Source organism: Candidatus Pelagibacter sp. HIMB1321, from assembly GCF_900177485.1.
Classification (GTDB): Bacteria; Pseudomonadota; Alphaproteobacteria; order Pelagibacterales; family Pelagibacteraceae; genus Pelagibacter.
In genome coordinates this window covers 666,524-680,228 of the sequence record NZ_LT840186.1, presented here as the reverse complement: position 1 = coordinate 680,228, position 13,705 = coordinate 666,524, and the positions used below count along the sequence as shown (strand labels likewise).

Annotated in this window: 15 protein-coding genes and 1 tRNA gene; 13 read left to right on the top strand and 3 right to left on the bottom strand. The window is 30.1% G+C overall.

The genetic code is table 11. From position 1 onward, the window contains the following. Positions 1–28: 28 nt before the first annotated feature. Positions 29–988 carry a hypothetical protein gene (locus tag B9N70_RS03790; protein ID WP_085114478.1) on the bottom strand — a complete coding sequence of 320 codons (960 nt, stop codon included), beginning with the start codon at positions 986–988 and terminating at the stop codon, positions 29–31. 134 nt (positions 989–1,122) lie between these two features. Between B9N70_RS03790 and B9N70_RS03785 the strand changes: the two genes are divergently transcribed. From B9N70_RS03785 to B9N70_RS03760, 6 genes are all read left to right on the top strand, one after another. After that, positions 1,123–1,329, top strand: coding sequence for a hypothetical protein (locus B9N70_RS03785; RefSeq protein WP_085114477.1), 207 nt, complete (start codon positions 1,123–1,125; stop codon positions 1,327–1,329). A gap of 40 nt (positions 1,330–1,369) precedes the next feature. Then, positions 1,370–1,576 (top strand): hypothetical protein, encoded by a 207-nt coding sequence (locus B9N70_RS03780; protein WP_085114476.1) that lies wholly within the window; start codon positions 1,370–1,372, stop codon positions 1,574–1,576. 29 nt (positions 1,577–1,605) lie between these two features. After that, positions 1,606–2,397, top strand: a complete 792-nt coding sequence (locus tag B9N70_RS03775) for a TauD/TfdA dioxygenase family protein (RefSeq protein ID WP_085114475.1) — start codon at positions 1,606–1,608, stop codon at positions 2,395–2,397. Between the two features lie 73 nt (positions 2,398–2,470). Further along, positions 2,471–2,547, top strand: a tRNA-Met gene (locus B9N70_RS03770). A gap of 46 nt (positions 2,548–2,593) precedes the next feature. Continuing rightward, positions 2,594–3,577 carry a tyrosine-type recombinase/integrase gene (locus B9N70_RS03765; protein ID WP_085114474.1) on the top strand — a complete coding sequence of 328 codons (984 nt, stop codon included), beginning with the start codon at positions 2,594–2,596 and terminating at the stop codon, positions 3,575–3,577. A gap of 198 nt (positions 3,578–3,775) precedes the next feature. After that, complete coding sequence (locus B9N70_RS03760) at positions 3,776–5,044, top strand: GIY-YIG nuclease family protein (protein WP_085114473.1); 1,269 nt, start codon at positions 3,776–3,778, stop codon at positions 5,042–5,044. 37 nt (positions 5,045–5,081) lie between these two features. On the opposite strand, the gene B9N70_RS03755 is transcribed toward B9N70_RS03760, so the two are convergent. Next, complete coding sequence (locus tag B9N70_RS03755) at positions 5,082–5,300, bottom strand: hypothetical protein (protein ID WP_085114472.1); 219 nt, start codon at positions 5,298–5,300, stop codon at positions 5,082–5,084. A gap of 209 nt (positions 5,301–5,509) precedes the next feature. Here B9N70_RS03755 and B9N70_RS03750 point away from each other — a divergent pair, with 209 nt between their 5' ends. Together B9N70_RS03750 and B9N70_RS03745 are read left to right on the top strand one after the other, a co-directional pair. Beyond that, positions 5,510–5,755, top strand: a complete 246-nt coding sequence (locus B9N70_RS03750; protein ID WP_085114471.1) for a hypothetical protein — start codon at positions 5,510–5,512, stop codon at positions 5,753–5,755. Positions 5,756–5,902: 147 nt separating this feature from the next. Then, the gene (locus B9N70_RS03745) at positions 5,903–6,682 is read left to right on the top strand and encodes a hypothetical protein (protein ID WP_085114470.1); all 780 of its coding nucleotides are present in this window, start codon (positions 5,903–5,905) and stop codon (positions 6,680–6,682) included. A gap of 24 nt (positions 6,683–6,706) precedes the next feature. On the opposite strand, the gene B9N70_RS03740 is transcribed toward B9N70_RS03745, so the two are convergent. Then, positions 6,707–7,480 carry a heparin lyase I family protein gene (locus tag B9N70_RS03740; protein ID WP_085114469.1) on the bottom strand — a complete coding sequence of 258 codons (774 nt, stop codon included), beginning with the start codon at positions 7,478–7,480 and terminating at the stop codon, positions 6,707–6,709. Positions 7,481–7,928: 448 nt separating this feature from the next. Here B9N70_RS03740 and B9N70_RS03735 point away from each other — a divergent pair, with 448 nt between their 5' ends. From B9N70_RS03735 to B9N70_RS03715, 5 genes are all read left to right on the top strand, one after another. Further along, positions 7,929–9,074 (top strand): epoxide hydrolase family protein, encoded by a 1,146-nt coding sequence (locus B9N70_RS03735; RefSeq protein ID WP_085114468.1) that lies wholly within the window; start codon positions 7,929–7,931, stop codon positions 9,072–9,074. A gap of 47 nt (positions 9,075–9,121) precedes the next feature. Next, the gene (locus B9N70_RS03730) at positions 9,122–10,603 is read left to right on the top strand and encodes an aldehyde dehydrogenase (protein ID WP_085114467.1); all 1,482 of its coding nucleotides are present in this window, start codon (positions 9,122–9,124) and stop codon (positions 10,601–10,603) included. A gap of 103 nt (positions 10,604–10,706) precedes the next feature. Next, complete coding sequence (locus B9N70_RS03725) at positions 10,707–11,756, top strand: TRAP transporter substrate-binding protein (protein WP_085114466.1); 1,050 nt, start codon at positions 10,707–10,709, stop codon at positions 11,754–11,756. An 88-nt stretch (positions 11,757–11,844) separates the two neighbouring features. Then, positions 11,845–13,128, top strand: coding sequence for a TRAP transporter large permease (locus B9N70_RS03720; RefSeq protein WP_085114465.1), 1,284 nt, complete (start codon positions 11,845–11,847; stop codon positions 13,126–13,128). A 4-nt stretch (positions 13,129–13,132) separates the two neighbouring features. After that, entirely contained in the window at positions 13,133–13,642 is a 510-nt protein-coding gene (locus B9N70_RS03715; RefSeq protein ID WP_231909371.1) for a TRAP transporter small permease, read from the top strand. The last annotated feature ends 63 nt before the right edge of the window (positions 13,643–13,705 follow it).

Here is a 13,705-nt window from a genome sequence, read left to right as displayed (position 1 = left end):
AGCTTATACTATTTAATTTAATGAATATTTAAACAATAATTGTATTAATTACTTTAGCTATAAATTCACTTTTTAATTTAAAATTATCTTTTATGGTAGGGGTAATTTTAAATGGTGTAAAATCTGATAAGTAATATTGTTTTTTTGAATTTGATTTAACTAATTTTTCATCCTCAAGATATTTTATTTTTCTTATTACAGTTGCTCTTGGAATTTTAGTCATTTCAGAAATTGACATCACATTCAATCCAGAACCAGAATTATTAAGAACCTTTTCTAGATATTGATCGAATACCAGATTTTCTATTTCTGGCTTAATATTTTTGTTATTTTCATTATATATTTGATTTAAAGAAAGGGTGCCCCAAATATAAAAAGAATTTATATCATCAAAAAAAGTTTTCCAATTTATCATCAATGTAATTTGAAATTCGTAATACCAAAGCCATATTTTAGAAAAATTTTTTTTTATTTTTTCATTTATTTCTTTTTCAGAGATAATTTTATCTATTTTTTTTTCTTGAAATAATAATTTAGAAATTTTTGATAAATATTTTGATGTAATTTGAATTTGGTTATTGGGTTTAACTAAATTAAATGCCGATCTATCAAAAAATATTTTTTTATCTTTTCTTTTAATTACTTTAGATTTTTCTAATTCGAGCAACTTTCTTCTCATTGTTTCTTTGGGAAGATTAAATTCTTTCGAAAGGTTCGAAATACTAAATTTATCTATTTGTAAACTGTCATAAGAATAATAAGTATCATAGTCATAAAGACGTCCGAGCGTTTGATAAAATTTTAAAGTATCTCTTATTAAGGCTATTGAAATAAGATATTTTATTAAATCATTAAAAGCATCATAGTTTTGATTAAGCCAATTCCACTGATGATAAATCCAATCTGTAGAAATTTTGTTATAGCTGTTTATCAGGCAATTATAAATTTCATTACTTTCTATTTTTTTAGATAAGTTTAATTTTTTCATATTACTTTAAAGTTAGTATGACCCAAAATGGACATCAGTCAATGTGGATTTAACCCAATTTGAACAAAGTTCATTTTGATCCTCTTTGCTATTTATGTTTATATTTATTTTTCTTTAATAAAGGCTTATATGTTATGACAACATTTGATGAAAACCCCAAAATCATCAGTCAAACAGATAAGCCTGTAGAACAAGATAACAACAAAACTCAAAAAGTAGATATCAATATTTTAAAGGCGAGAGCCAAAGCAATTCAAGATAAAGAAAACTTTAAGAACACAACGGTGATAGTTTTGATTTTAACAGCACTTGGTGCCGCAGGTATTTTCTTTTCAATTTAATAATTTGTAAATTTTAAATTTTGGTGATTAAATATTTAATATGCAAAATACTTTCACATCATTGAAGGATAAGATTGTTAAAAGATATACTGTTAATGATGAAAATTTTGATCAAATTAAATCTACGAATATTAATGTCTTATTGAATAGAGTGAGTGTTAATAAAAGAAAAGAGTTTCAAAAAAAAATTTTATTTACTGCAGCAACCTCATTAGGCGCTGTTTTATTTGGTGTTTTAATATTTTAAAATCTTCATTTTAGTATTAAATAATTGGAATGATAAAAGTTATTCCAAATAAAAATAATATAGCTGCAGAAATTGAATGCAATCTAAAATCCTTAACAAAAACTGATATCACAAAGATTAAATCTTGTTTGATTAAATATGGTTTAATTTATTTTAGAAACCAAAGACTAACTTCTAAAGAATATCTAAAATTTTCAAAAATATTTGGAAAACCTGCTTTTTATCCAAGGTTAAAAGGACTAAGTAAAAAATATCCTCAAATAACTGTTGTTCAAAGAAAATCTACTGACAAAGGTCCAAACTTTGGAGAACAATTCCATACAGACTCTAGTTACACAAAAAGACCACCAAAATTTACAATGCTATTTTCTAAAATTGTACCTAAGAAAGGATTGGGTAATACTGATTTTTCATCACAATATTTAGCTTACAAACATTTACCTTTAAAACTTAAAAATAAATTGAAAAACTTAAAAGGAACTTTTTCTTCAAATGGACCAATTGCAAATACAACTATTGAAAGAACTAAGGAAAAAGGAGTATTAAAAAAAAAGTTAGTTGCTAAACATAAGATAATAAGATCAGTTAATGGTAAAAAAACTATTTATTGCAGTCCTGGTCATTTAATTGCTTTTAATAAAACTTTAAAAAATTTTAAGAATTTAAAAAATATTTTATTTAAGCATCAAACAAAAAAGAAATTTCAATATTCTTTAGAATGGGAAAAAGATCAGATAGCTATATGGGATAATAGATCCATGTTACATCAGGCAACGGCATTTAATGGTAATCGTAAAATGCATCGAATTACTGTTCAATAGTTTTATGATATTTAATGAAACAAAGCCATTTGCATCAATTTTTAAAAGTAGTATAACCCATTTGTAAAAATTTGGCGGGGTAGCTCAGTTGGTTAGAGCGCGGGACTCATAAGCCCGAGGTCAGTGGTTCGATCCCACTTCCCGCTACCATTCTAGAAGCATAAGTTTGTTTTGCGTCTCTGAGGCGTCAATAGATATGGCTGGATATAGAAAACGGAATGGAAAATGGGAAGTTAGAATAAGAAGAAACAATTCTAAAAACTTATCAAAAACATTTATAAATAAAGAGGATGCTCAACGCTGGGCAAGAGAACAAGAGAGTAAGTTAGATAAAGGAATATTTGAAGATTTAACTGCTGCTAATAATATTCTACTTAAAGATTTAATTAATCGTTATATCAAAGAAGTAGTAATTAATAAAAAGAGTTATCAATCTGAACGATATAAAGCACGAAAACTCTGCAATCATAAAATAGCAAGATTAAAACTAATTCAAGTTACACCATTAGTTTTAAGAGATTATCAGCAAGAGTTATTAAAAGAACTAAACCCAAGTACAGTTAATAAATATTTAACTTTAGTTTCTGTCTCGATTAAATATGCAAGGCAAATACTTGGAATATATCTTCCAACAAATCCTTGTGAGTTTATTAAACGTTTAAGAGAACCAGAGTTTAAAGGTGAAGTGATTGAACCTGATGAAGAAAAAGTTCTTTTAGAACAAGCGGAGCATTCAAAGGCTAAATGGTTAAAGTTAGTTATTATGCTTGGTCTTGATTGTGGAATAAGACGAGGAGAAATTCTAAAAATTAGAAGAGAGGATATAGACTTTAAAAAACATACTGTGATTTTAAGAGAAACTAAAAATGGTTTATCTAGAAGAGTAGGCTTGTCCAAAAGAGCTATGGATGAAATAAATAAACTTCCAATAAATATCAACGGGAAATTAATTAATTGTGAAAGAGGAGATACAGTTGATTTTTATTGGCAACAGCTAAAGAAATGGACAGGAATTAATAAAAGATTTCATTCAACAAGGCATACCTTTGCAACAAGAGCTTCTATGAATGGTTGGAGTATCACAGAAATATCAGCTCAAGGTGGATGGAAAGATCTCAAAGTATTGAAAAGGTATACTCATATTTCAGCTGAACATTTAGCAAAAAAATTAGGGAATTAGTCCGTATGTTAAATTTTATCTAATTAATAGAATGATCTTCCACTCAATTTAAAAAATGTGATATCTTTAAATAGATATGACTAAAAATCAAAATCCAGAGCAAAGAGCCAGAGACAATATAGATAAATTATTGAGAAGCTCGGGTTGGGGAATGCAAGATACATATCCGTGTGAGAATTGATTAAACTTATTTAAATAATGGTTTGGCGAAATTATTATAGAAAAAAAGAGAAAGATCCAAAATCCTTAGCAAACTTAGAGAGATTAGATGACAAAACTCTAAAAGAAAGACAAACTATTTTTAATAAAACAATTAAACAAATTAAAGAAATTTACGACCTAAAAACTTATGAAAAGTACCAAACATTAATTCCCCATGACAAGATAAAACAGGCAGAACAAGATTTAATTACAGAATTTTTAAAAATAAGACATAAAATTTTAGTTAAGAAAAGTTACTACGCTAAAAAAGGTTTTTTTGGTGGTCTGAGTGAAGGCAAAATACTCTTAAACTTAACTTGTGAAAAAGACAATCAAACTGAAACGTTTCTCAAACAATTCAATAAATATTATTTATTGATATCAAAATATGAGAAGCATAAAGAAAAAATACAATACTATAATCAAAAAATAACATCTCTGACAAATTCATTGATAAGTAGAGATGGCATTAAAAAAATAAGATTTTTACGAGATTATGATTTTGAAACAATTACTTACAATTTGTTATCAATTTTAAATAAGAAAAAATTAAATATTAAAGGATCCAAAGGAGAAGAGCTTGAGGTAACATCTAGAGATTTTGGATTTTTTATTTTTGATAATATAACCAATAAAGAACTAGATCCTACAAATCAAAAAATTGGCTACAAATCATGGGATAGTTCTGTTCAATGTTCAAAAAATGAATTTTCAAAAATTGAAGATGTAAACAAAAGTTATTTCGAAAAACACGATGATTTTCGATTTGCTGAAAAAAAATTACATCTCAGTGGTAAATTTTTTGTAGAGCTTGGTAAAATTACTGTAGATGAAGATTATCATTTTACAAATATTTTAAATAAAGAAAAATTTATAGACTGTAGAAATTCTTTATTAAATCATTATGAAACTTTTGAAAGAAAAACAACCTTAGTGCAAAGATCTAGAAAAAGGCGTGTAAGAATTGATGAAAACTTTAATTATGTTTATATTTTATCAAATAAAAGTTATCCAAATAATGTATTTAAAGTTGGATGGACAACCAATTTACCTGAGGAAAGAGCCGATCAACTTAGTTCTGAAACAGGTGTACTTTATCCATTTAAAGTAGAGTACTATAAATCTTTCAAAAACGCAGACAACGTTGAAAAAAAAGTGCACAAAAAATTTAAAGCATACAGGGTTAGACAAAATAAAGAATTTTTTGAAATAGAAATAAATAAACTAAAAGAATATTTAGAAAATTTAGATGAGAACTCAAAATAAATCTAAATCAGAGGTATCATATAAGCTAAGTTGGCCATTATAGATCAAATATTCCTGTGCCGCCTGATAAGATAATTGCAAGTATAATTAAAAATATAATCGCTTTAACCCACCACTTTGCATACTCCCATAAGAAAGTATTATTAAACGTTGCAACATATTTTCCTGATTTATCTTTATGAAAGAACACAAAACGAATTAAAAAATATAATATTGGCGCACAAATTATTGACCAAAAAATTTGCAAACTAGTCATTTGAAAAAATTTTATTATAATTTTTTAGACATCACAATTAAAACGAATTAGTTTTTTACAAGGTTAAGTTTCTATTTCTTTGTATAAACCAAAAGCAGTTGGGACTCCTAAATTTATTTTACTAAGTAGGGGTCAATTCAACTTTCAAATTTTGAGATCTGTCTGGTACCTCTATTGCTAAACATTTGGATTTTTTATATAATACTTCTATGAAAAAATTTTGCTTTTTAATCATTTTTGCTACTTTTATTAATGCAAATAGTTTTACAAGTTTTTCTATCGCCGACGAATATTTATTTAAAAAAGCAAGTTATCATGCTCCATGGTATGCTTGTTATATGGAACAAGGTGGAACAATGAGAAAATGTGTTGGGCCTTTTAAAAGTAAATTTCAGTGTTTTAATTATAGATGGAAACTTGCTTATGGCCAAAGATGGCTAGGATGTTTTCAGTAATTAAAAAATAATAAATAAATCCTGCTCCATATAGGCGTCAATGACATTGGTTCTTGACTAAGATTCTTTAATTGCATGCATATTCATAGTTTCAACTATTAGTTTCAGATTGTTGTAGGACGTATTTAGTTTTGTTAATCTAGGAAAATGAAAAAGTTATTATTAATATTTTTAATAATACTTAAACCAAATTTTAGTTTTTCAGAAATAGTTCCGTGCAATGAACCAAAATGCGATAAAAAATTTGATTTAACACTTACTAGATTTATCGAAGCGGAAGAAAAAAGTGATAAACCTATAATTATTTGGTTGTCAGGTGGAACAGGTCAATTTTTTAGCACTGACCCATTATCTGAAGTAGAGGGGAAATATGATATTGTAGTTATGTATAATCCTTACAATATTAGTTCTGGTAGTCAACGGAGATCTGATGGATATGCTCCAGCAGCATACAAGCCCGATCAAGCAGATAGGATTAAAAGTATTATAAAATTTTATAGTGATAAATACAAAAAACCAATTTGGCTTGGAGGACAAAGCTTTGGCGCTGCAAGGACTATGGCTTATTTGGCTGCTTCTTCAAATAATTCAAAATTAATATCAGGTATTATCCTTACAGGAACTGCAGTCGGTTCAGTCAAAAATAATACTCTTAAAGTTCCGTTAAAAAAAATTAAAGATCTAAATTTACCTATTGGAATATTCCATCATATAAAAGATGTTTGTGATAACTCACATCACAAAACAGCTCAAAAATTACAAAATAAATTAAAAGAAATAAATCTAGGAATTACGGCATTTATATTAATAGAGTCAGGAAATTTAAGTAAAGATACTAAATGTGGAACTGGCAAAAACCATATGTTTGAAGATAGTCGAAAAGAATTAGCTGATGCCATTATAAAATTTATTGAAAAGAATATTTAAAAATTAATCACTTTTAGTTAATATTCAATATAAGTCTTTCACAACTTTTTCTCGTGAATTTCCATGTCTAATTTCATCAAAATAAACAATTTGAGTTGGGTAAGTTCTTTCTTCATAAAGAGAATACCTACTGACATAAGTTTGGTATATTCCAAATTTAAAAAAACTTGGTTTTCCTGATGTAGTTCTACCACTGTATTCGTATTTTAATTTATTGTTTACCCAAATTTTAAAAAAACCGTCTTCCTTTTTTGTAAAATTTCCATGTATTAAAATATCATTCCATTTTCCTATCATGTCTCCATATGGAAGAATTAATTTTTGTTCTATAGTCATGAAACCTCTCTGTCTATCTGCCCAAAATCCATAATTGTTAAATTGAAACATTAAATTTGGTGAACCACCTTTTTGATGGAATTGTCCCATTGCTAATTTTACAGGATCTACACTTTTAAAATCTTTTGGAAGATAAATTGAAAAGGCTGTCCATTTTTCACCTTTGAATTTTTTGCCACTCAATTCGTGTCTTTGCCGATCTTTTTTGCAATCACTCCACTTTCCTGGAGGTTTGTCTTTTCCACAATCTCCAAATCTGACTTCAAATCTTACAGATTTTTCTCCAGCCCTAACTGGAAAACCATCTTCTTTTTTAACAATTCTAACACCATGTTTTTTAAAGCCACTTTCAAGACTTTTTGTATACGAGTTCCCTGACCCTACATCTTTTGGTAATCCGAATGAAAATGCGTTCCCAATCAACATTAAACTCACAACCACGATACCTAAAACTTTCTTCATATTTAATACTAACAAATGCTAATTATAGAGTCTAATCATTGCAATTCATGCTCCATATACGCGTCAATGACATTGGTTCTTGACTAAGATTCTTTAATTTGATTCAATATTTCTAGAAAGGAAAGAGAGCATTTACAGGAGTAATTGTTCTAGAGTAGGTGAGCAGGGTTCATGGCGATAGACTCATAAGCCCGAGGTCAGTGGTTCGATCCCACTTCCCGCTACCATTCTAGACGATCGATATCAATCTGCTCCAATAGTGCTCCAATGAGAATTAGTCATGGTAAAAGACTTTATTACAATAAATAATTGTCAACTTATTGGATAATTTTTAAATTTTTAAGTTTTTTTTGCTCTAAATTTTATCAAGCATTAATTTGTTTAATAAACTATTTAGCTACTATTAAATGTGTAAATAAGTTTATAATCTAAACATAAAATTTTAAAAATGATTGAAGAATTTAAAGTTAATTTTGCCCAAGAAGAAGTTTCTAAGATTTATAAGAAAATAAAAGACTATCCCTGGGATTCTATAAAAAATTTAGACGGTTGGGAACATGGAACTAATAAAAATTATTTAAAAGAGTTGTGTGACTATTGGATTACCAAGTTTGATTGGAATAAACATCAATCAGAAATAAATCGGTATAATAATTATACTACTGACATTGATGGTATGAAAATTCATTTTATTAAAAAAAAAGGGAGCAGCAAAAACTCTCGACCATTACTTTTAATGCATGGTTGGCCTGGATCTATAATTGAATTTTTACATATTATAGAAAAACTTACTGATCCAGAAAAATTTGGTGGAAACCAAAAAGATTCATTTGATGTCATAGCTCCTTCTTTGCCTGGATTTGGTTTTTCAAAAAATCTATCTAAACCAATTGGACCAAGAAAAATGGCAGAAATTTTGAATAAATTGATGGTAAAGAATCTTGGTTATAAAGGTTATTTAGCTCAAGGAGGAGATTGGGGAGCAACTATTGCTAATTGGCTTGGTTATGATCATTCTAACTTCTGCAAAGCAATTCACATAAACTGCCTTACGATGCGTCATCCTGATGGACCAGAAAATGATGAAGAAAGAAATTGGCAAAAAAAATTTGATAAAGATCAAATAATGCAAGATGGGTACAGGACTCAACAAGCAACAAAACCTCAATCTTTGGCTTATGGAATGATGGATAGCCCTGTTGGCATAGCTAGCTGGATAATTGAAAAAATGTATTCTTGGTCTGATTTAAAAGATAATGATATTGAAAGCGTTTATACTAAAGACACATTGATAGCTAATATAATGGTTTATATTTTAACTAAAACATTTGATACAGCTAGTTGGATTTATTTTGGTAGAAGAGAGGAAGGTGGAAGATTTTTTCCTAAAGATTTTAAAAAAATTGAAATTCCAACAGCAGCTGCAATATTTCCAGCTGAAATGTCTGAATGGCCACCAAAGTCTTATGTTGAAAAAATATTCAATATTCAACAGTGGACTGAAATGCCAGCAGGAGGACATTTTGCTGCTTTAGAAAAACCAGACCTTTTAGTTGAAGATATAAGAAAATTTTCCAGAAATTTAAAATTTTAATGAATATTCTTGCTAATTTAAATTTTTAATAATAACCTTAAAATTAAATGGCAGTTAATTATAAATCTATTGCAAAAAAAATTAAGTTTGAGGGTAGAGCTTTTATCAATGGCAAATATGTTAACGCAATTGATGGAAAAAAATTTGAAACAATAAATCCTGCAACTGGAGAAAAGCTCTGCCTAGTAGCAAAATGTAATCATAAAGATGTTGATCTAGCAGTTAAGGTTTCAAGAAAAGCTTTCAATAGTGGTATATGGTCAAAAAGCTCACCTGAACACAGAAAAGAAGTTTTATTAAAATTTGCTGAATTATTAAGAAAACATGGAGATGAAAATTCTGTTTTGGAGTGTGTAGATACAGGAAAACTAGTTTCAGATTGCATCAATGAAGTTGCTAATGACGCTCCAATGCATTTTCAATGGTATGGTGAATTAATTGACAAAGTATTTGGAAAAGTTGGTCCTACAGAACCATCTATAACAAGTTTAATCGTTAAAGAACCAATTGGTGTTGTAGCGGGTATTGTACCGTGGAATTTCCCTCTAATGATGGCAGTTTGGAAAATGGCACCAGCTCTTGCTGCAGGGTGTTCTGTCATAATTAAACCAGCTGAAGATACCCCCCTAACTGCAATTAGAGTTGCGCAAATTGCAAAAGAAGCAGGAATTCCAGATGGTGTATTAAATGTTCTACCAGGATATGGAGATGTTGGTGAAGCATTAGGTAGACATAAGGATGTTGATGCAGTTTCATTTACCGGATCAACAGAGGTTGGAGGATATTTTTTAAAATATTCAAGCGAAAGTAATTTAAAACCAGTTGCCTTAGAGATGGGCGGTAAGAGTCCATTTATAGTTTTAGAAGATGCTAATATTAATGATGACTTAATTGATAACGCAATTAATTCTGCTTTTTGGAACGGAGGCCAGAACTGTTCTGCAAATATGAGGCAAATAGTTCACAAAAAAGTTAAAGATGAGTTTTTAGATAAAGTCATTAAGAGAGTAAAAAAGTTAAAAGTAGGCGATCCATTAGATTTGAAATCTAATATGGGATCCATGATTTCAAAAGGTCATTTACAAACAGTTGATGGGTACATTCAAAAAGGAATAGATGAGGGAGCTAAACTTTTATTAGGTGGAACTTCCGAAATAAAACAAAAAGGATTTTTTGCTAAACCTACTTTATTTGATGGTCTTAAAGAGAATATGACTATTGCTCAAGAGGAAATATTTGGACCTGTTTTAGGAGTATTAACAGTTAAAAATGATGAAGAAGCTTTAAAGGTTGCAAGTAATTCAAAATATGGATTGCATGCAAGTGTTTTTACACGTGATATAAATCGTGCGTTTCATTTAGCTAAGAGTCTTCCGTGTGGTACAGTTTCGGTAAACACTTTTTCAGAAGGAGATATCAAGACTCCCTTTGGAGGCTATAAACAATCAGGATCATTGTCAAGAGATCAAGGTACTGAAGCGCTAAATTCATTTCTTCAAACAAAAACTATTTGGATTAGCCACCAATAATCTCTCAAATCTTAAAAAACTAAGCTGTATATTTAAATTATTTTCTTTGACTTGCTTAAAAGAATTAAGCTAGACTTCTATAATATTAAATAGGAGAGAAAAAATGATAATAAATAAAAGTAAACAACTTTGCAAAATACTACTTAAAGTTTTTGCAATTGCTTTCTTTTCTCAAGTAGCTGTAGCAGAAGTTACTCTTAAGCTTGGTACTACTGGTAGATTGGGAATGCCAATAGGTGATGCTATAGATCAAGCTCTGATACCAGCTATGGAGAAAGCATCTGGTGGTAAAATGAAAATTGAACCACACTATCAAAGAAGCTTATGTGCTGAACAGAAATGTGGTGAACAAGCTAATCAAGGCCTTATAGCTTTATGGACTAGTTCAACTGCTAATTATGGTAATTTTGGATCAGAGTTAGCAATTTTTGATTTACCCTTTATTTTCAAATCACTAGAGGATGCCAAAAGAATATCAGATGAGTGGTTAGCTGAGAGACAATGCAAACTTGCGCTTGAAAATGCAGGTCATATTTGTCTTTCTGTCTACTCAAGTGGAGGATTTAGACAGCTAGGAAATGCAACTAAATCAGTTCGTGTTCCAGACGATATGAAGGGATTAAAATGGCGTACTACAAAAAGTCCAGTAGAATTCATGTTAGTTAAAAATTGGGGTGCAACACCAACTCCTTATGATTGGGCTCAATTGTATCAAGGTCTTCAGTCAGGTGTAGTTGAAGGTCAGTATGTAGCTAGTCCTTGGCAACATGTTGCAAAACTTCATGAAGTTGCAAAATATTTCACTGAAATTGGAGGAATGTGGTCAGGAAATATTCTAGCAATGGACGCAAAACAATATAATGCATTAACTGATCAACAAAGAAAATGGTTACATGAAGCAGCTGATGCTTATGGAGAAAAAGTAAACGAGTTAGATAACGCTTGGATCAAGAATGGTGAAGATGCAATTAAAGCATCTGCTAAAGAGTGGTATGTGCCATCAGAAGCGGAAATGACAAAGTGGAGAGCGGGTGCAATTGGTGCCTGGTTAGATGCCAAAGGTACTTTTGAACCAGAAATAGCAAAAAGAGTGCTTTTAGAACAAGGCATGGATGGATTTGTAGCTCAATTAGAAGCGGCAGGAGCTTTATAAATCTTTTAAAAAAAATGTAGAGACCATTTAGTTCAATTGAAGAATTAGATGGTCTTTACCTTAAACAAGACATAACTTATTTATATCAATGGAAAGTATTATTTTACTTGTAGTGCTCCTTTTTTTAATTTTATTGGGTGCTCCTATTGGTTTTATATTAATACTGATACCGTTTGTTTATATTTTACTAACTGATGCTGTTCCTCTTGTTTTAATTCCTAGCCAAATGTTTACTGCAATTGACTCGGTTCCATTGACCGCAATTGCATTCTTTATGTTGACAGGTGAATTAATGACAAGTGCTACGATTACTGACCGTTTAGTTGCTTTAAGTAGAGCGCTAATTGGACGTATAAGAGGTGGTTTGGCTCAGGTAAATGTTCTTGTGAGTATGTTTTTTGCAGGAATGAATGGCTCTGTAGTAGCAGATACAGCTACAGTAGGAGCATTAGTTTTACCAGCAATGAAAAAAGCTGGTTATCCTGCTGCATTTTCAGCTGCTGTTACAGGAGTAAGTTCCACTATAGGAGGGATTATTCCACCTAGTATCATGATGATTGTACTTGCAAATGCAACTGAGATTTCAATTGCATCTTTATTTGCTGCTGGGATTGTTCCAGGTATTTTGATTGGCGTTGTGATTATGATAATCAATCATTACTTTGCAGTTAAATACAACTTTGAGAGAAGCGATAAACCATTCTCTGCACGTCGAGCTGGAAAAGAATTGTATCGTTCTTCATTTGCTCTTTTAATACCTTTAGTTTTAGTTGGTTCTGTAATGGGAGGTATAGCATCAGTTGTTGAGGCTGGTGCCATAACTGCTTTGGTTGCTTTATTTACAGGTGTATTTGTTTATCGAACTATTAAATGGAAGGATTGTACAGGTGCTTTTCGTCGAGCATTTCGTAATTCTGCGATGGTCTTTATTATAATCGCAGCTTCAGGACCATTTAGTTGGTTACTTACATCTTTAGGAGCAATTGGAGATCTTGAAACTTGGCTTTTAAGTTTAGCAGACTCTCCAATATTATTTATATTAGCTCTAATATTATTTATTTTTCTTCTAGGAACTGTAATGGACTCTGCGGTTAATATTATCATTGTTGGACCAGTGTTAGTAAGTGTTATGGCTCAAGCTGGTTTTCCTGAAGTACAAGCAGCTATAGTTGTTATAGTTGGCTTTTTAATTGGCTCAGTCACACCACCTGTGGGTGTTGCTTATTTTACATCTGCAACAATAGCACAGGTTCGTCTTGAAAAAGTTGCTATTGCGTTAATACCTTATTTGGTTGGATTATTTTTACTATTATTTTTCATACTTATTGTACCAGAACTAACAATGTTTCTTCCAAATTTATTAAGCAATTAATGAAATGAAAATTTTTTTTAACAAAATTGACAGTTTCGTACACCGTTTCCTGGAAGCTATGTGCTCAGTCTTGTTAGCGGCAATGGTTGGTTTTACTCTCTACAACGTTACTATGAGATATGTTTTTAATAACCCTCCTGTTTGGGGAGATTTACTTACAGTATTAAGTAATATTTGGCTAATGTTTATAGCACTTTCTCTAACAGCAAGAGATAATGAGCATGTTGCTTTAAATTTGATTTATGAAAAATTACCAGAGAGAGTTTCATTGTACATACGACAATTCTGGAAAATTATGATTATGATTATTGGTATAGTATTAATTGTTTATGGAATTGAGCTTGTAGAAGGTATGAGAGGTAAATATTGGGAGATGTGGTATTTTGAAATTAGTATGCAAGGTATAGAGTTTAAAGAAAATTATATGCCAAAGAAATACGCTGTTGTAATTTTACCTTTAGCTGGTTTTCTAACAGCTGTTGGTGCAGCCATTGGTTTTATAAAAAAAGTATAATTCTTTAAAACATAATTTGTATTAAAAATAGTTAAGCCTATAGTTTCCTACAGTTCTTTGACA